Raw genomic sequence first — 18168 nt, forward strand, 5'->3', positions numbered from 1 at the left:
GGAGGCCCGTCGGCCTCCCCTTGAGAATTTCGTCCGTGCGCGACGCTTATGACGTCGGCTCACCTCACGCCGTCTTCTGGACGGTGTGCAGCTCGGGGGCCTGCCAGTACCGATGGGTACTGCGGCCGCAGCCGGCCTGATTGGGCGGGCTGCACTGGACTGTTTGTCCGAGCAGTGATCTTGGTGGTAAGCATAAGCCTGGGGTGCCGACGGATGATTGCGAAGATTGCGGAAATAAACATCACTTGCGCAATTTTTAACCCCGGATAGATAATCCGCCGCAATTATCAAGATAAAGGCCCGACCGATGAGCAAACTCGACCGTTACGACCTGAGCATTCTGGCGGAATTGCAACGTGACGCGCGCATCTCCAACCAGGAACTGGCCGAACGCATCGGCCTGTCGCCCTCCCCCTGCTCACGGCGGGTCAAGCAGTTGGAGGATGACGGCTACATCACCCGTCAGGTCGCCCTGCTCGACCGCAAGCTGCTCGGCCTGAGCCTGACGGCTTATGTGCTGATCGGCATGGACCGCCACACTCCCGAGCGCTTCGAGAACTTCGAAGCCGCCATCCGCAACCTGCCACAAGTGCTGGAGTGCAGCCTGGTCACCGGCATGGACGCCGACTACCAACTCAAGGTCGTCGTGCCGGACATGGACCATTACCAGAAACTGCTGCTGGGGCACCTGACCCGGATCGATGGCGTTACCAGCGTGCGTTCGAGTTTTGTGCTGAACCAGGTGCTTAACAGCACCGAACTGCCGTTGACTCATCTGCGTAGCTGACCGCTTTTGTGGCGAGGGCGCTTGCTCCCGCTGGGGTGCGTGTAGGAGCTGCCGAAGGCTGCGATCTTTTGATCTTTCGTTTGAGACTCAAGTGCCCGGGGAAAGATCGCAGCCTCGTTGCACTCGACAGCTCCTACAGAGCCCAGCGGGAGCAAGCGCCCTCGCCACAAAATCTCCAGCTCGCGATGAATAGCTGCGACCCACCGCCGCCGGCCAATCCTCCACCCGCCTCCCATGCCTTATACTCGCCGCGCCTTTTCAATCCCGCCCACGCCGGAGTGTCCTGATGGATCCTGCTGTCTTCGAAGAGTGGATGATGACCGGCCTGGTCAGCATCCTGATCATTTTCATGGGTTTCATCGTCTGGGACCTGGCGAAGAAGTCCAAGGCCGGGCGTTTTGGCTCGTTCATCCTGTTTTTCGTGCTGGGCCTCGGCGTGGCGGCGTTCATCATCAAGAGCGTGGTGATCGGCCTGATCGAATCCGGCGCGTTATAAACGCGCCGGGACTTCTTTCCACTGGCCCTGGTCGAGCCCTTCGATTGTCCAGTCGCCAATCCTGACCCGCACCAGGCGCAGTGTCGGCAAGCCCACTGCGGCAGTCATGCGCCGCACTTGGCGGTTGCGGCCTTCGCGGATCACCAGTTCCAACCAACTCGTCGGCACGCTTTTACGAAAACGCACCGGCGGGTTGCGTGGCCATAATTGCGGTTCGTCCAATGGGCGCGCCTCGGCCGGCAACGTCATGCCGTCGTTCAACTCCACGCCATCACGCAAACGCTGCAACTGTTCAGCGCTCGGCTCACCCTCGACCTGCACCCAATAGGTCTTGGCCAATTTGTGCTTGGGGTCGGCAATACGCGCCTGCAACTGCCCATCGTTAGTCAGCAACAGCAAGCCTTCGCTGTCCCGGTCCAGGCGTCCGGCCGGGTAGATGCCCGGTATGTCGATAAAATCCTTGAGCGTTGCCCGCCCCTCACCGTCGCTGAATTGCGTCAGCACATCGAAGGGTTTGTTGAACAGGATCAGCTTCGGCTCGGCCGGCGGAGCCTTGGCCACACGGCGCGGTGCGGCGATTGCAGGCTTCGCGCCAGGGCGACGGGAAGCAGGGCGTGGAGGACGGGGCATGGCAAATACAACATCTAACGGTCAGGGCCGACCATGCTAGTGGCCCGACCGTTAAATAACCACCATCCCCCTTCAACAGGACATCAGCGGAACGGCGGCTCGTCGAAGCTGCGCAGCTTGCGCGAGTGCAACGAGTTGAGTTCGGTGCGCAGCAGGTCCAACGCCGCGATGCCGATCTTCAGGTGCTGGTTGACCGCCCGTTCATAGAATGCGTTGGCCGAGCCCGGCAATTTGATCTCGCTGTGCAACGGTTTGTCCGAGACGCACAGCAACGTGCCATAGGGCACCCGCAGGCGATAACCCTGGGCGGCGAGGGTGCCGCTTTCCATGTCCACCGCCACGGCGCGGGACAGGTTGATCAGCGGCCGTTCCTGGGCCCAGCGCAATTCCCAGTTGCGGTCGTCGTAGGTCAGCACGGTGCCGGTGCGCAGGCGTGTTTTCAGCTCGTCGCCCTTCTCGCCAGTGATGTTCGCCGCGGCCTGCTGAAGCGCCATCTGCACTTCGGCCAGGGCTGGAATCGGAATAGTCGGCGGCACCACCCGGTCGAGGATCCCGTCGCGGCGCATGTAGGCGTGGGCCAGCACGTAGTCGCCGATGGTCTGGGACTGCCGCAGCCCGCCGCAGTGGCCGATCATCAGCCAGCAATGCGGGCGCAGCACGGCCAGGTGATCGGTGATGTTCTTGGCGTTGGACGGGCCGACACCGATGTTCACCAGCGTCACGCCATGGCCGTCGCTGGCCTGCAAGTGATAGGCCGGCATCTGGTAGCGATGCCAGACCACGCCGGCAGCGATGGCCGACGCTTCGCTGTGCTCCATGTTCTTGTCGATGATCACGTTACCCGGCAGGACCATGCGCACGAAACGCGGGTCGCTGCGCAGTTGCTCCAGGCCATGGACGATGAATTGGTCGACGTAGCGGTGGTAGTTGGTCAGCAGGATCCACGGCTGCACATGGCGCCAGTCGCTGCCGGTGTAATGCACCAGCCGGCGCAGGGAAAAGTCCACCCGCGCGGCGTCGAACAGCGCCAGGGGCAGCGGGTCGGTGTTTTCCCAATCATAGAGGCCGTCGGCGATGCCATCGGTGGCGGCCGACAGGTCGGTGCTGGGGAATACCCGCGCCAGCACGGCGGCGGTCACGCCGGAGCCGGCCAACTCATCACCTTGTTCCACCACGTACGGGTACGGAATGTTCTGCTCGCTGACCCCCACTTCCACGGTGACGGTAAAGTCGTGCATCAGCGGGACCAGCTGTTCCAGCAGGTATTTACGGAACGCGGCGGGAGGAGTGACGGTGACGCTGTAGGTGCCGGGCAACTGGACCTTGGCATAGGCACGCGTGGTTTGCGGGACTTCACCGTGGCAGTGATAGGTCAGGCGCAGGGCGGGATAACGAAACAATGCACGCTGCTCGGCATCCGGCTCGACGCGGTCCTTGAGATACCGCATCAGCGCCTGGTTCAGCGCGGTGGTCGCACGCTCGTGCAGGGCCGCCAGACGATCCACGGCTTGTTCGGCGGTTTGAACGACAATAAACGCTTCGGTCACGATCAGCTTCCTGTGTTCTGACTTGCAGGTCTTCATCTTGCCTGCATCGCCGCCCGACGGGAACAGTGGCGTACTTAGATGTTGCGTACGACTCGCTCCCACAAGGTTTGGTGGTGTACTCAGATGCTGTATACGACTCAGGTCCACTGTGGGAGCGAGCTTGCTCGCGATTGCGGTGTATCAGTCACTACAGATGCTGAATGGGCCGACGCTTTCGCGAGCAAGCCCGCTCCCACAAGGTTCGGTGGCGTACTCCGATGCTGTGTACGACTCAGGTCCACTGTGGGAGCGAGCCTGCTCGCGATAGCGGTGTATCAGCCACTACAGATGCTGAATGGGCCGACGCTTTCGCGAGCAGGCTCGCTCCCACAGGGGCCTGTGCCGACCTGAGTCTTCTTAAAAGTCGTGCGGGGTCGAGCGGGCGACGATGGCCTCGACATTCAAGCCCCTCGGCAAGGCACCGTACACCCGGCCGGTCGACCCCAGGCGGCTGGCGATGAACGCATCGCTGACCTCGCTATTGCCCGCTTCGAGCAACAGCTTGGCTTGCAGGCCCACGGCGATGTCTTCGGTCAATTGTCGGGCGCGGTACTGGATGTCGACGGTGTCCTTGAACGCGGCGTGCAATTGGTCGATATGGCGGGCCAGGCGCTTGTCGCCGTGGCCATCGCCCAACTCATTGAACAAGACCTCCAATACACCGGGTTCCTTGGACAAGGCGCGCAACACATCGAGGCACTGCACATTACCGGAACCCTCCCACGTCGAGTTGACCGGTGCCTCCCGGTACAGGCGCGGCAGGATGCTGTCTTCGACGTAGCCGGCGCCGCCCATGCATTCGGCGGCTTCGTTGATCATCGCGGGGGCGCGCTTGCAGATCCAGTACTTGCCCACCGCCGTCACCAGCCGGGCGAACTTGGCCTCGTGCTCGTCGCTCAAGTGGTCCAGCGCCCGACCCATGCGCAGGCTCAAGGCCAGGGCAGACTCGCTTTCCAGCGCCAGGTCCGCCAGGACGTTTTGCATCAGCGGCTGTTCGCTCAACAGCTTGCCACCGACCTTGCGGTGCGCGCAGTGATGACTGGCCTGGGTCAGCGCCTGGCGCATCAGGGCACTGGAACCGACCATGCAATCGAAGCGGGTCATGGCGACCATCTCGATGATTGTCGGCACACCTCGGCCCTCCTCACCGACCATCCAGGCCAGGGCGCCACGGAACTCGACTTCGCTGGAGGCGTTGGAACAGTTGCCCAGCTTGTTCTTCAAGCGCTGGATGTAGAACTGATTGCGCGTGTCGTCGGGGCGATGGCGCGGCAGCAGGAAACAGGTCAGGCCCTTGTCGGTCTGGGCCAAGGTGAGGAAGGCGTCGCACATCGGCGCCGAACAGAACCATTTGTGGCCCACCAGCTCATAGGCCTGGCCCGGGCCGCTGGCGCCCACCGGATAGGCCTTGGTGGTGTTGGCGCGCACATCGGTGCCGCCCTGTTTTTCGGTCATCGCCATGCCCAGGGTCACCCCGGCCTTGTGGGCCATGCCGACGTTGCGCGGGTCGTACTCGGTGGCCAGCACCTTCGGCATCCAACGCTCGGCCAGGTCCGGCTGCAAGCGCAGCGCCGGCACGCTGGCAAACGTCATGGTCAGCGGGCAACCGGTGCCGGCTTCGGCCTGGCTGTGCAGATAGGTCATCGAGGCACGGGCGACATGCGCACCGGGCTGTGGCTGGGCCCAGGGCAAACTGGGCAGGCCATGTTCAATGGCGGTGCGCATCAACTGGTGATAAGCGGGATGGAATTCCACCAGGTCGATGCGATGGCCATAACGGTCATGGCTGGAGAACACCGGCTTGTTCTGGTTGGCGAGGAAGCCTGCTTCCATCAACGGCCCACCGGCCAGCGCCCCATAGGCATCGATCCGCGCCTGCGCCCAGCCGGCGCCAAAGCGCTGCGACCACTGTTGCAGCGGCAGGTCGATGCGGTACAGGTTGGCGCCATCCAGGGACGGCGGCTGATTGGTGACGTCGTGGGTTTCAGCGAACTGATGCAGGTTCATGACAGGGCTCCTCGATCGGCAGGGATTCAGTTAAGCACCGCCTCCAGGCCGAACAAAGTGTCATATACGCCTAAATATCGGCGCTTTCGCCCTGCCTTGGGCACAGTACCCGGCGCTGGAGCGTCGCCTGCAATGCCTCGAATTTCACCGGTTTGCTCAGGTAATCGATCAACGCGCCCGACGGGCAGCACGCCTGGCCCAGGTTCGGGCTGACCACCAGCACCGGCAGCTCTTCACAGCCGGATAACGCGCGGATCTGGCAGCAAACCGACACACCGTCCAACGGCGGCGATTGGCAATCGAGCAGTACCGCATCGAAGCGCTCGCCGTGCAGCAGCTCCAGCGCGGCGCGGCCGCTGTCGGCGGTGCGCACCCGATAGCCCAGCTTGAGCAACATGCCGCGCATGACCAACTGATCGATGTTGTTGTCATCCGCCAGCAGCACCGTGCACTCCTGGGGCTGGCGCGAGCCCTGGCGGCTCCCGAAGGAAAACGGCGTCGGGACCGCCGCCGGCAGGGCGACGTCAAATTCCACGTCCAACTGGAAACGGCTGCCGCGACCGGGCTCGGACGTGTGGGTCAGGCGTCCGCCCAGCAGCTCCACCACTTGCCGACAGATCGCCAGGCCCACGCCGAGACCGCCGTATTCCCGGGTCATCGAGCCGTCGAGCTGGAAGAAGCGCTGGGACAAGGTCGCTTCCCCCAGGTCGGTAAATCCGATTCCGGTGTCGATGACGGCAAAGGACAACACCACCCGACCAACCTCCGTCGGCCGGCCGCTGACGCGCAGGGCCAGGCCGCCCACCCGGGTGAACTTGATGGCGTTGTCCAGCAGGCATTCCAGGCTTTGGGCCAGTTTGCCGCTGTCGCCGAGCAAGCGGTCCGCCAGGCCTGGGGCTACGTCGACCTTGAAATCCAGGCCCTTGGCCGCGGCATTGGCGCCGAACTGCACCTGCAGCGCATCGACCACCCCGCGCAGGCTGAACGGCGCCGGATAGACCTTGAGCTTGCCGGCCTGCAACTCGGTGAGGGTGAGCATGCCGTTGACCATGCGCATCATGTCCCGCGCCGAACCGGCGGCGGTCTGTTGATACTGGGTCAGTTCCTCGTCCATCTCGACGGTTTCCATCAACTCCAGGGAGCCGATCACGCCATTCATCGGCGTGCGCAGTTCGTGGGTCAAGGTGGCGAGGAATTCATCCTTGAGCTTGTTGCCGTGGGCCAGTTGCTGGTTGAGCACTTCGAGCCTCTGCCCGGCGTCCAACAGGGTCTGGGCCTGCTGTTCGCGCATGGCATTGATGCGATCGGCCAGGGCCAGGGACAACAGCGCCACTTCGATGGCCGAGCCGATCTGGCTGGCGTACATGGTCAGGAAGACGTTCGGCAGGTAACCCAGCACCATCAAGGTATTGATGATGCCTCCCAGCAGAAACGCCGACCAGGCAATGATGAAATAACGCGCCACCCGCAGGCCACGCCACCAGGCGAACAGCCCGGCGGCGAAGATCGCCACCGTGAACACCAGCGCCAACGCCGTGGCCAGGCGCAGCGCCAGGGCGTAGCTGGTCATCAGCGACAGGCCGACCACCACGGCGCTGTAGGCGATCAATGCGAGCAGCAAGCGATCCATCCAGCGGCCATGCTGGGCGGTTTGCAGGAAGCTGCGGGCGAACTGACTGCCGAACAGCCCCGCGCACCCGATGAAGAACGGTGTCGCGGCGTTGGCCCACCAGGGGTTGTCCGGCCAGAAGTATTCGACGGCGGCGCCGTTGACCGACAACTGGTACAGGCCGAACGAGGCGATATAGAAGATGTAATAGAGGTAGCTGGTATCGCGCACGCTCAGGTAGATGAACAGGTTGTACACCAGCATCCCCAGCAGCACGCCATAGATGATGCCCAGCACATACAGGCGCACCGGCTGTTGCTCGAGGTACGCGGTGCTCGACCACAGCGTCAACGGCGCCTGGATCGAACCCTGGCTTTGCAGGCGCAGGTAGACGGTCTGCCGCTGCTCGGGCTTGAACGCCAGGCTGAACAAGTAATTGTTCTGGCGGATTTCGCGATTGGCGAATGGCAACGCGTCACCGGTCTGGCGAACCAGGCGATAGGCTCCCGCCGCGTCAGGCAGGTACAAATCGAGGTGGTCCAGCGGCGGGTACGCCAGCTCCAGCAGCCAGGTGCGCTGGGCGTCCGGATTGGCGGGGCGATAGTGCAGGTCGATTTTCAGCCAGAAGGCTGACCGTGAGTAACCGGCGTTCAGCGTGGTTTTATCGTGGGGCTTGAAAGCACCCGCCGCGGATTGGGCCAGGACCTCGTCAATAGTGGCCGTGCCGGCCGCGTCTTCGAACACTTGCAGGGCATGGCCCAAGGGCAGGCTTTGGGTGAATTCATCGAATTCGAGGGCACTTGCCAGCGAGGGCAAGCACAGCAGCAACATCAGCAAATAGCGCATTTAAGCCCCAGCGTGGCCTGTCCGGTTGAGTCAGGAAGCCCCCCATTCCCTGAGTAGACGTAAAACCGGCATTACCTGTTAGTGTTGGATCCATCTCTAGCATAGCCGCTGATGGCCAATTTGCACCATTGAAATTTTTCCGACAGAGGGCTCTAGAACGGGCGTTTCAGAGCAAAGCATTGAGATAGAGCTGTTGCATTGGTCAGGTCGATAACTGACGGATCAATGTGGCGAGGGAGCTTGCTCCCGCTGGGCTGCGAAGCGGCCCCGGTTTTTGGGAGCGCTGCGCACTCCAGCGGTAGCAAGCTCCCTCGCCACAAAAGCATTCACCAGCAAACAGCTCAGTACAAAACCCTTAGCGTTCGGGCACCGATAAAACAGGTTTGGTGGTAAGCTCGCGCACCATGAATATCTACAGCTCTCGCCCCGTTGTCCTCTGTCTCTCCGGCCATGATCCCAGTGGTGGCGCCGGCTTGCAGGCAGATATCGAAGCCCTGCTCGCCCAGGGTTGTCACGCCGCCCCGGCCGTTACCGCATTGACCGTGCAAGACACCGTCAACGTCAGCGATTTCCGTGTGCTCGACCGTGAGTGGGTGCTGGCGCAAGCCAATGCCGTGCTCAACGATGCCCAAGTAGCAGCAGTCAAGCTGGGAATGCTCGGCTCACTGGAAATGGTCGACACGGTGGTCGAACTGCTCCAGGCGCACCCGCATCTGCCGATGGTCTGCGACCCGGTGCTGCGCGCCGGCGGTGGTGGGCGCCTGGGCAAGGATGAGGTCGGCTACGCCATGCGCGAACGCCTGTTGCCCCTGGCGATCATCGCCACCCCCAACCTGCCTGAAGCACGCATCCTCGCCGAACTGCCCGAAGGCAGCGCCGACGAGTGCGCGGAAAAACTGCTGCCCTTCGTCAAACACCTGTTGATCACCGGTGGCCATGGCGACGAACATGAAGTCCATAATCGCCTGTACAGCCGCGATGGCCGCCGCGAAACCTTTACCTGCCAGCGCTTGCCTGGCAGCTACCACGGTTCCGGCTGCACCCTGGCCAGCGCCCTCGCCGGTCGGCTGGCCCAGGGCGAACAGCTCGCCAGCGCCGTCAAGACAGCGCTGGACTACACCTGGCGCACCTTGCGCGATGCCGAACAACTGGGCAAAGGCCAGTTCGTCCCGCGTCGCCTGCCGCTGGATTTCTGCTCGTAGCACCGGAGGCCTGTGGAATGAAATTACGTGGCCTTTACGCCATCACCGATAGCCAATTGCTGGCCGGCAAGTTCCTCGCTTATGTAGAAGCGGCGCTGGAAGGTGGCGTGACCCTGCTGCAATACCGCGACAAAAGCAGCGACGAGGCCCGCCGCCTGCGGGAAGCCGAAGCCCTGCGCAACCTGTGCGAACGCTACAAGACCCAGTTGATCATCAACGACGACGCCGAGCTGGCCGCACGCCTGGGCGTCGGCGTGCACCTGGGCCAGACCGACGGCCCGTTGGCGCCAGTACGGGCACTGCTCGGGCACAAGGCAATCGTCGGCGCCACCTGCCACGCCAGCCTGGCATTGGCCGAACAGGCCGCCAGCGAAGGCGCCACCTATGTCGCGTTCGGGCGCTTCTTCAATTCCAACACCAAACCCGGCGCCCCCAGCGCAAACCTTGAACTGCTCGAACAGGCGCACATCAAACTGCATACCCCGGTCTGCGCCATTGGCGGCATCACCCTGGAGAACGCCGCCCCGCTGGTGGCCCACGGGGTCGACCTGCTGGCGGTGGTCCATGGCCTGTTCGGCGCCGACAGCACCACTGAAGTGACGCGCCGTGCCCGCGCCTTCAACGCACTGCTGCAGATCAAATAGTCCATTTTTCGTTTTCGAGAGCCCAACCATGTCCCGTTCCGAAACCCTGTTTGCCAACGCCCAGAAACACATCCCCGGCGGCGTGAACTCGCCTGTTCGTGCGTTCAAGAGCGTCGGCGGCACCCCGCTGTTCTTCAAGCACGCCGAAGGCGCGTACGTCACTGACGAAGACGACAAGCGCTATGTCGACTACGTCGGCTCCTGGGGCCCGATGATCCTCGGCCACAGCCATCCGGACGTGCTGGATGCGGTGCGCAAGCAATTGGTCCACGGCCTGTCCTACGGCGCCCCGACCGCGATGGAAACCGAGATGGCCGACCTGGTCTGCTCGATCGTGCCGTCGATGGAAATGGTGCGCATGGTCAGCTCCGGCACCGAGGCGACCATGAGCGCAATCCGCCTGGCCCGGGGCTACACGGGTCGCGACAGCATCATCAAGTTCGAAGGTTGCTACCACGGCCACTCCGACAGCCTGCTGGTCAAGGCCGGCTCCGGCGCACTGACCCAAGGCGTGCCGAGTTCGGCCGGCGTACCCGCAGCCTTCGCCAAGCACACCCTGACCCTGCCGTTCAACGACCTCGAAGAAGTCGAGAAGATGCTCGGCGAAGTCGGCCAGGAAGTGGCGTGCATCATCGTCGAGCCGGTGGCCGGCAACATGAACTGCGTGCCACCGGCGCCGGGTTTCCTCGAAGGCCTGCGCAGCCTGTGCGACCAGCATGGCGTGGTGTTGATCTTCGACGAAGTGATGACTGGCTTTCGCGTGGCCCTCGGCGGCGCCCAGGCCCATTACGGCGTCACGCCGGACCTGAGCACCTTCGGCAAGATCATTGGCGGCGGCATGCCGGTGGGCTGCTTCGGCGGCAAGCGCAAGATCATGGAATGCATCGCGCCGCGGGGCCCGGTCTACCAGGCGGGTACGCTGTCGGGCAACCCGTTGGCCATGGCCGCCGGCCTGACCACGCTACGCCTGATCAGCCGCCCGGGCTTCCACGCCGAACTGACCGACTACACCACCCGCCTGCTCGACGGCTTGCAGATCCGCGCCGATGCGGCCGGCATCCCCTTCGTGACCACCCAGGCCGGCGGCATGTTCGGTCTGTATTTCAGTGGTGCCGATGACATCGTCACTTTCGAAGACGTCATGGCCAGCGATGCCGATCGGTTCAAGCGTTTCTTCCACCTGATGCTCGACGGCGGCGTGTACCTGGCCCCGAGTGCGTTCGAAGCCGGCTTCACCTCCATCGCCCATGGCGAGGCCGAGCTGAAGATTACCCTCGACGCGGCCGAACGGGCCTTCGCGGCACTGAAGTAAGCCTGTGGATAACTGACGCTGGCTGACGCCGGCGTCAGTGATTGCTGACAACCCCCCGCCCTTTTCCTACGTATTTATGCCCGAAGCTGCTATTAGCATTCCCTCGCAGCAGAAAAACGAGTAAAGACTTTGTAAGGATGGCCCCGCTTATTTCATAATGCGCGCTTATTGGATCCCCCGGAGGGTCCGCGCGCCCCTCAGAGGTAAGTCGATTCCCATGAACCGCACCGGCCGCACCCTTGCCTTGGGCTGCCTGTTGCTCCTTCAGCCGCTGCTGGCGAATGCACAGGCAGGCGGCAACTCGTTGTTGATCCCGGCGCTGGGCCGTTGCACGCTCAACACCCAGCCACAAGATCTCGCACCGGCACTCGACGCCTGTCAAAAAGCGGCGGACGCGGGTGATGCACAAGCGCAATATGAGTTGGGTGAGTTCTACTACGAAGGCAAGGCGGCACCCCGCGACCTCAAGCAAGCCCTCAACTACTTCGAAAAAGCCTCGCTGCAAGGCCATGCCCAGGCGCAATTCAAGCTCGGCGGCATGTTCTTCCATGGCGAAGGCGTGCCGGCCAACAACGTCCAGGCCTACATCGTGCTGAAGATGGCCGCGGTCAACGGCGCCGAAGAAGCCCTGGACACCGCCGACGAGGTCGCCGAGCAGATGCCTCGCGATGAATTGGAAGTGGCCACCCAGGTGCTGGGCCAGATCTTTCGCAAATACCTGATGGAATTGCAGAACGCCGATGGGCGTACGCCTTTTTCGCCGTTGCCCTGAATCCACCACAGGCCTGTGGCTGGGAGCTTTTGTGGCGAGGGAGCTTGCTCCCGCTCGGTTGCGCAGCGACCGCAAGATCTTGGGGCCGCTGCGCCCGAGGCGTCGGACCGGCCCAGCGGGAGCTTGCTCCCTCGCCACAAAGGACTGCGCTCAACCTATCGACAGGCTTACTTCTCAGGCATCGGCATCGGAAACGGCATCACATTGCCGACCGCGCCGCGGGCTTCGCTGATTTTCGGGGTGCCCAGGCGTTCGACTTCGTCGATGCGCACGATCGAGTGCATCGGCACGAAACTGCGCACCACGCCTTCGAACTGCGCCTTGAGCTTTTCCTCGCTCGGGTCGACGACCACTTGCGTGCGCTCGCCAAAGACGAACTCTTCCACTTCCAGGAAGCCCCACAGATCACTTTGATAGATCTGCTTGGCGTACATTTCGAACACCTGGCCCTGGTTGAGGAAAATCACCTTGTAGATTGGAGCTTCACGTTTGGTCATGGCTGGCGAAACACATCGGCGGGTAAAAATGAGGGCGCGAACTATAGCATAGCCACTGTTCGCACAGCGGTGGGAACCCAGGGACTTGTTCTCTATAATGCGCGGTTCTTTGAATCACGTGATGACCCCGTCCATGGCCAAGAAGCTTTACATCGAAACCCACGGTTGCCAGATGAACGAGTACGACAGCTCGCGCATGGTCGATCTGCTGGGCGAACACCAGGCCCTGGAAGTCACCGCTCGCGCCGAAGACGCGGACGTGATCCTGCTCAACACCTGCTCGATCCGCGAACGCGCCCAGGACCGGGTGTATTCCCAGCTCGGCCGCTGGCGTGAACTGAAGCTGGCCAACCCGGAGATGGTCATCGCCGTGGGCGGTTGCGTGGCCAGCCAGGAAGGCGCCGCCATTCGTGATCGCGCGCCCTACGTGGACGTGGTCTTCGGCCCGCAGACCCTGCACCGCCTGCCGGAGATGATCGACGCCGCCCGCAGCACCAAACTGCCGCAAGTGGACGTCTCGTTCCCGGAAATCGAAAAATTCGACCACCTGCCCGAACCGCGCATCGACGGCCCCAGTGCCTACGTGTCGGTGATGGAAGGCTGCAGCAAGTACTGCACGTTCTGCGTGGTGCCTTATACCCGCGGCGAAGAAGTCAGCCGGCCGTTCGACGACGTGATCGCCGAGATCATCCACCTGGCGGAAAACGGCGTGCGCGAAGTGACCCTGCTGGGGCAGAACGTCAACGGCTATCGCGGCCTGACCCATGACGGGCGCCTGGCGGACCTCGCCGAACTGATCCGCGTCGTGGCGGCAGTGGACGGCATCGACCGCATCCGCTACACCACCTCCCACCCGCTGGAGTTCTCCGACAGCCTGATCCAGGCCCACGCCGAGGTTCCCGAACTGGTCAAGCACCTGCACCTGCCGGTGCAATCGGGCTCTGACCGGATCCTCGCGGCCATGAAGCGCAACCACACGGCGCTGGAGTACAAATCCAAACTGCGCAAGTTGCGCGCCGCAGTGCCCGGTATCTGCATCAGCTCGGACTTTATCGTCGGCTTCCCCGGCGAAACCGAGAAAGATTTCCAGCAAACCATGAAGCTGATCGAAGACGTGGGCTTCGACTTTTCCTATTCCTTCGTCTACAGCCAACGCCCTGGCACCCCGGCGGCCGACCTGGCGGACGAAACCCCGGAAGAACTGAAAAAAGAACGGCTCAACGCCTTGCAACACCGCCTCAACCAGCAAGGTTTCGAGATCAGCCGACAAATGGTCGGTTCCGTCCAGCGGATTCTGGTGACCGATTATTCGAAAAAAGACCCGGGCGAGCTGCAAGGACGCACCGAAAACAACCGCATCGTCAACTTCCGCTGCGACACCCCGGCCCTGATCGGCCAGTTCGCCGACGTGCACATCGACGCCGCGCAACCGCACTCGCTGCGGGGTTCGCTCATTCAGTGAGCACTTATTCCCCTGTGGGAGCGAGCTTGCTCGCGATAGCGGTATCACAGTCAATACCCAGGTTGAATGTGAGGCCCCCATCGCGAGCAAGCTCGCTCCCACAGTGGCCGTGCCAAACCCTGTCATCAGATTCGCCTGTTTAAGAGCTTTCGCACCCAGCCTACTGGCGTTATCCTTGATTTCACCTTAATTGCCCCTGGGCGGCTAAAAACGACCTTGAACGCACCCATCGAACCACATCGCTTTATTCTCGAGCCCTTCGAGGCTCGCCGCTTCGCCAATCTGTGCGGGCAATTCGACGAGCATCTGCGCTTGATCGAACAGCGCCTGGCCATCGAGATCCGCAACCGCGGAAACCAGTTCGAACTGATCGGCGAACCCAAGCACACCACCTCCGCGGAAAACCTGCTGCGCCGTCTCTACCGGGAAACCAAGGGGAGCGAGCTGTCGCCGGATACGGTCCACCTGTTCCTCCAGGAGTCGGCTGTCGAAGAACTCGACAACCCCGCCCCGTCGGAACCTGCCGTGGCCCTGCGCACGAAAAAAGGCATGATTCGCCCGCGCGGCTTGAATCAGCAGCGCTACGTGAAGGAAATCCTCGGCAACGACATCAACTTCGGCATCGGCCCGGCCGGTACCGGCAAGACCTACCTGGCCGTGGCCTGCGCCGTCGATGCGCTGGAACGCGAACAGGTGCGGCGTATCCTGCTGGTGCGACCGGCGGTCGAAGCGGGTGAAAAACTCGGCTTCCTGCCCGGCGACCTGGCCCAGAAGATCGACCCATACCTGCGCCCGCTCTATGACGCGCTGTACGAAATGCTCGGCTTCGAATACGTCGCCAAGCTGATCGAGCGCCAAGTCATCGAGGTTGCGCCGCTGGCCTACATGCGCGGCCGGACCCTGAACAACAGCTTCATCATCCTCGACGAAAGCCAGAACACCACGGTCGAGCAGATGAAAATGTTCCTGACCCGGATCGGCTTCGGCTCCACCGCCGTCATCACCGGGGACATCACCCAGGTCGACCTGCCCCGGGGCACCAAGTCCGGCCTGAACCATGTGATCCAGGTGCTCAAGGACGTGCCGGGCATCAGCTTCACGCATTTCATGCCCAAGGACGTCGTGCGCCACCCGTTGGTGCAGCGCATTGTCGAAGCCTACGAGCGTTTCGAGCATCGCGCCGAGGAAGAGTTGGCCGAAAGCAAAGGCAATGGCCGCAATGCTTGAACTCGACCTGCAAGTGGCCTGTGAACACGCCGCCCCCAGCGAAGCCCAGTTCCGCCAATGGTGCGAACTGGCCCTGCGCCAGCGCAGCGCCGATTCCGAGTTGACGATCCGCCTGGTGGACGAAGCCGAAGGCCGTGAACTGAACCACACCTGGCGGCAGAAAGACTACGCCACCAATGTGCTGTCGTTCCCCGCCGATGTTCCCGACGAACTGCTCGACATCCCGCTGCTGGGCGATCTGGTGATCTGCGTCCCGGTGGTGGAGCGTGAAGCGGCGGAACAAGACAAGACATCCGAGGCCCACTGGGCCCATCTGGTGATTCACGGCTGCTTGCATCTATTGGGTTACGACCATATAGAAGATGACGAAGCCGAAGAAATGGAAGCGCTGGAACGAACGTTGCTTGCAGAGCTGGGTCATCCCGACCCCTACGCCGGCGACGAACACTGATACATCAACCTGTAACGACAAAGGATTCAGAGTAATCGCTATGAGCGAAGATCGATCGACCAACGGGCAGAAGTCATGGCTGGGCAAGCTCACCCAGGCTTTTGCCCATGAGCCGAAAAACCGCCAGGAGCTGCTGGAGCTGCTGCGCGATGCACACCAGAACAAACTGCTGGACAGCGAAGCGCTGGCCATCGTCGAAGGCGCCATCCAGGTCGCTGACCTGCAAGTGCGGGACATCATGGTCCCGCGCTCGCAGATGGTCAGCATCAAGGCGACCCAGACCCCGCGTGAATTCCTGCCCGCCGTGGTCGACTCCGCTCACTCGCGCTCCCCGGTCGTCGGCGAGAGCCATGACGATGTCATGGGCGTGCTGCTGGCCAAGGACCTGCTGCCGCTGATCCTCCAGGAGAACGGCGACAGCTTCAACATCAAGGACCTGCTGCGCCCGGCCACCTTCGTGCCCGAGTCCAAGCGCCTGAACGTGCTGCTGCGTGAATTCCGCGCCAACCACAACCACATGGCCATCGTCATCGACGAATACGGCGGCGTGGCCGGCCTGGTCACCATCGAGGACGTGCTCGAGCAGATCGTCGGCGACATCGAGGACGAGCACGACGTCGAGGAAGACAGCTACATCAAGCCACTGCCCAGCGGCGACTTCCTGATCAAGGCCCTGACCCCGATCGAGAACTTCAACGAATTCTTCGACAGCCAGTTCTCCGACGATGAGTTCGACACCGTCGGCGGCTTGGTGATGAGTGCTTTCGGGCACCTGCCCAAGCGCAACGAAACCACGGAAATCGGCTCCTGGCGCTTCCGCATCCTGAATGCCGACAGCCGTCGGATTCACTTGCTGCGCCTATCACCCATTGGCCGATAACCCCTGCGAGACCCGCTAAGGACACACATGCGCTGGACAACCCGCCCCGGCTGGCCCGGTAACTTGCTGGCCGTGGCGGCCGGTGCGATCACCACCCTGGCCTTGGCGCCGTTCGATATCTGGCCGCTGGCATTGCTGGCGGTCGGTTTGTTCTACGCCGGGCTGCGCGAGCTTTCGCCGCGCCAGGCCTTGGGCCGTGGCTGGTGTTTCGGTTTCGGTTTGTTTGGTGCCGGCACCAGTTGGATCTACGTCAGCATCCACAACTTCGGTGGCGCCTCGGTGCTGCTCGCCGGGATCTTGATGCTGCTGTTCATCGCCGCCATCGCCTGGTTCTTCGCCCTGCCCGCCTGGTTGTGGGCGCGCTGGTTGCGCCGCAACGAGGCGCCACTGGCCGATGCCCTGGCATTCGCCGCGCTGTGGTTGGGCCAGGAAGCGTTTCGTGGCTGGTTTCTCACCGGGTTCCCGTGGCTGTATTCCGGCTACAGCCAACTCGACGGCCCCCTGGCCGGCCTCGCGCCATTGGGCGGGATGTGGCTGATCTCCTTCACCCTGGCCCTGACCGCCGCGCTGCTGTACAACGCGCCCCGATTGCTCCGCGGTGCCCGCAAAGGCTTTATTGCCGCGGGCGTGTTGCTGCTGATCGGCCCATGGGTGGCCGGCATGGCGCTCAAGGGCCATGCCTGGACCAGCCCTTCGGGCGAGCCGCTGAGTGTCGCGGCGATCCAGGGCAACATCGAACAAAGCATGAAGTGGGACCCCGACCAGCTCAATGCGCAGCTGGCGCTGTACCGCGACATGAGCTTCGCCTCCAAGCGCGTCGACCTGCTGATCTGGCCGGAAACCGCGGTGCCGGTGCTCAAGGAGTCCGCCCAGGGCTACCTGGACATGATGGGCAACTTCGCCGCCGAACGGCAGTCGGCGTTGATCACCGGCGTGCCGATTCGGCAACTGGTGCGCCACGAAAAGCGTTACTACAACGGCATCACCGTGACCGGCGAAGGTGACGGTACTTATTTGAAGCAAAAGCTCGTGCCGTTCGGCGAATACGTGCCCCTGCAGGACATCCTGCGCGGCCTGATCGCCTTCTTCGACCTGCCCATGTCGGACTTCGCCCGGGGCCCGGCCGACCAGCCGTTGCTGCAAGCCAAGGGTTACCAGATCGCACCGTTCATCTGCTATGAAGTGGTCTACCCGGAGTTTGCCGCCAGCCTGTCGGCGCGCAGCGACCTGCTGCTGACCATCAGCAACGACACCTGGTTCGGCACCTCGATCGGCCCGTTGCAACACCTGCAAATGGCCCAGATGCGCGCCCTGGAGGCCGGCCGCTGGATGATCCGCGCCACCAACAACGGCGTGACCGGCCTGATCAACCCCTTCGGCCAGATCACCACACAGATCCCGCAATTCGAGCGCGGCATCCTGTATGGCGAAGTAGTGCCGATGCACGGCTTGACCCCGTACCTGCAATGGCGCTCGTGGCCGCTGATCGTTTTGTGTGTGGTGCTGCTGGGCTGGGCGCTGATGGCGAGCCGGATGGCCAGGACGGTTTAACTTGTTCCGCGCATGTGAATGAAAACCCTGTGGCGAGGGAGCTTGCTCCCGCTGGCCTGCGCAGCAGGCCCTTTTTTTGGGGCCGCTTCGCGCTGGAGCGCCAGCCCGGCCCAGCGGGAGCAAGCTCCCTCGCCACAACAGCGATCAGCTCACTCCACGCGGTGTTTCAGCGGTAGAACAACCAATACACCACCAGCCCCCCCGCCTCG

General features: G+C 62.8%; 16 protein-coding genes. 11 read left to right on the forward strand and 5 right to left on the reverse strand.

Translation table 11 applies throughout. The annotated features are described in order from the left end of the window. The first annotated feature begins 307 nt into the window (after nt 1–307). Nucleotides 308–787 carry an Lrp/AsnC family transcriptional regulator gene (locus HGO40_RS12815; protein WP_003185723.1) on the forward strand — a complete coding sequence of 160 codons (480 nt, stop codon included), beginning with the start codon at nt 308–310 and terminating at the stop codon, nt 785–787. A 286-nt stretch (nt 788–1073) separates the two neighbouring features. After that, complete coding sequence (locus tag HGO40_RS12820) at nt 1074–1283, forward strand: DUF2788 domain-containing protein (protein ID WP_003228500.1); 210 nt, start codon at nt 1074–1076, stop codon at nt 1281–1283. On the opposite strand, the gene HGO40_RS12825 is transcribed toward HGO40_RS12820, so the two are convergent. The 4 genes from HGO40_RS12825 to HGO40_RS12845 all read right to left on the reverse strand — a co-directional run bounded on the left by HGO40_RS12825 (nt 1278) and on the right by HGO40_RS12845 (nt 7961). Further along, entirely contained in the window at nt 1278–1844 is a 567-nt protein-coding gene (locus tag HGO40_RS12825; protein WP_250963312.1) for a pseudouridine synthase, read from the reverse strand. The two genes, HGO40_RS12820 and HGO40_RS12825, sit on opposite strands and share 6 nt — an antisense overlap. A gap of 152 nt (nt 1845–1996) precedes the next feature. Then, nucleotides 1997–3496, reverse strand: a complete 1500-nt coding sequence (gene amn, locus HGO40_RS12830) for an AMP nucleosidase (protein WP_250963304.1) — start codon at nt 3494–3496, stop codon at nt 1997–1999. Nucleotides 3497–3856: 360 nt separating this feature from the next. Then, nucleotides 3857–5506 (reverse strand): acyl-CoA dehydrogenase family protein, encoded by a 1650-nt coding sequence (locus HGO40_RS12840; protein ID WP_250963305.1) that lies wholly within the window; start codon nt 5504–5506, stop codon nt 3857–3859. A 70-nt stretch (nt 5507–5576) separates the two neighbouring features. Beyond that, nucleotides 5577–7961, reverse strand: a complete 2385-nt coding sequence (locus tag HGO40_RS12845) for a hybrid sensor histidine kinase/response regulator (RefSeq protein ID WP_250963306.1) — start codon at nt 7959–7961, stop codon at nt 5577–5579. A gap of 404 nt (nt 7962–8365) precedes the next feature. Between HGO40_RS12845 and HGO40_RS12850 the strand changes: the two genes are divergently transcribed. The 4 genes from HGO40_RS12850 (at nt 8366) to HGO40_RS12865 (ending at nt 11891) form a co-directional block, all read left to right on the forward strand. Then, on the forward strand, nt 8366–9163 hold the full coding sequence (locus HGO40_RS12850; protein ID WP_024616125.1) for a hydroxymethylpyrimidine/phosphomethylpyrimidine kinase: 798 nt from the start codon (nt 8366–8368) through the stop codon (nt 9161–9163). Between the two features lie 17 nt (nt 9164–9180). Beyond that, nucleotides 9181–9807, forward strand: a complete 627-nt coding sequence (gene thiE, locus HGO40_RS12855) for a thiamine phosphate synthase (RefSeq protein ID WP_250963307.1) — start codon at nt 9181–9183, stop codon at nt 9805–9807. A 28-nt stretch (nt 9808–9835) separates the two neighbouring features. After that, the gene (gene hemL, locus HGO40_RS12860; protein WP_250963308.1) at nt 9836–11119 is read left to right on the forward strand and encodes a glutamate-1-semialdehyde 2,1-aminomutase; all 1284 of its coding nucleotides are present in this window, start codon (nt 9836–9838) and stop codon (nt 11117–11119) included. 217 nt (nt 11120–11336) lie between these two features. Beyond that, entirely contained in the window at nt 11337–11891 is a 555-nt protein-coding gene (locus HGO40_RS12865) for a tetratricopeptide repeat protein (RefSeq protein WP_053188388.1), read from the forward strand. Between the two features lie 167 nt (nt 11892–12058). On the opposite strand, the gene HGO40_RS12870 is transcribed toward HGO40_RS12865, so the two are convergent. After that, on the reverse strand, nt 12059–12388 hold the full coding sequence (locus tag HGO40_RS12870; RefSeq protein ID WP_003185742.1) for a DUF1820 family protein: 330 nt from the start codon (nt 12386–12388) through the stop codon (nt 12059–12061). Nucleotides 12389–12521: 133 nt separating this feature from the next. Here HGO40_RS12870 and miaB point away from each other — a divergent pair, with 133 nt between their 5' ends. The 5 genes from miaB (at nt 12522) to lnt (ending at nt 17959) form a co-directional block, all read left to right on the forward strand. Then, nucleotides 12522–13850, forward strand: a complete 1329-nt coding sequence (gene miaB / locus HGO40_RS12875) for a tRNA (N6-isopentenyl adenosine(37)-C2)-methylthiotransferase MiaB (RefSeq protein WP_186706557.1) — start codon at nt 12522–12524, stop codon at nt 13848–13850. Nucleotides 13851–14066: 216 nt separating this feature from the next. Next, nucleotides 14067–15077 carry a PhoH family protein gene (locus tag HGO40_RS12880; protein WP_186706558.1) on the forward strand — a complete coding sequence of 337 codons (1011 nt, stop codon included), beginning with the start codon at nt 14067–14069 and terminating at the stop codon, nt 15075–15077. Further along, nucleotides 15070–15528 carry an rRNA maturation RNase YbeY gene (gene ybeY / locus HGO40_RS12885; protein ID WP_186730301.1) on the forward strand — a complete coding sequence of 153 codons (459 nt, stop codon included), beginning with the start codon at nt 15070–15072 and terminating at the stop codon, nt 15526–15528. Before HGO40_RS12880 ends, ybeY begins: the two co-directional genes overlap by 8 nt. Nucleotides 15529–15568: 40 nt before the next feature. Continuing rightward, nucleotides 15569–16408, forward strand: coding sequence for a CorC family transporter (locus HGO40_RS12890; protein ID WP_250963309.1), 840 nt, complete (start codon nt 15569–15571; stop codon nt 16406–16408). Between the two features lie 27 nt (nt 16409–16435). After that, nucleotides 16436–17959 carry an apolipoprotein N-acyltransferase gene (lnt, locus tag HGO40_RS12895; RefSeq protein ID WP_250963310.1) on the forward strand — a complete coding sequence of 508 codons (1524 nt, stop codon included), beginning with the start codon at nt 16436–16438 and terminating at the stop codon, nt 17957–17959. Nucleotides 17960–18168 lie beyond the last annotated feature (209 nt).

Source organism: Pseudomonas sp. CG7, assembly GCF_023701885.1.
Classification (GTDB): Bacteria; Pseudomonadota; Gammaproteobacteria; order Pseudomonadales; family Pseudomonadaceae; genus Aquipseudomonas; species Aquipseudomonas zanjanensis.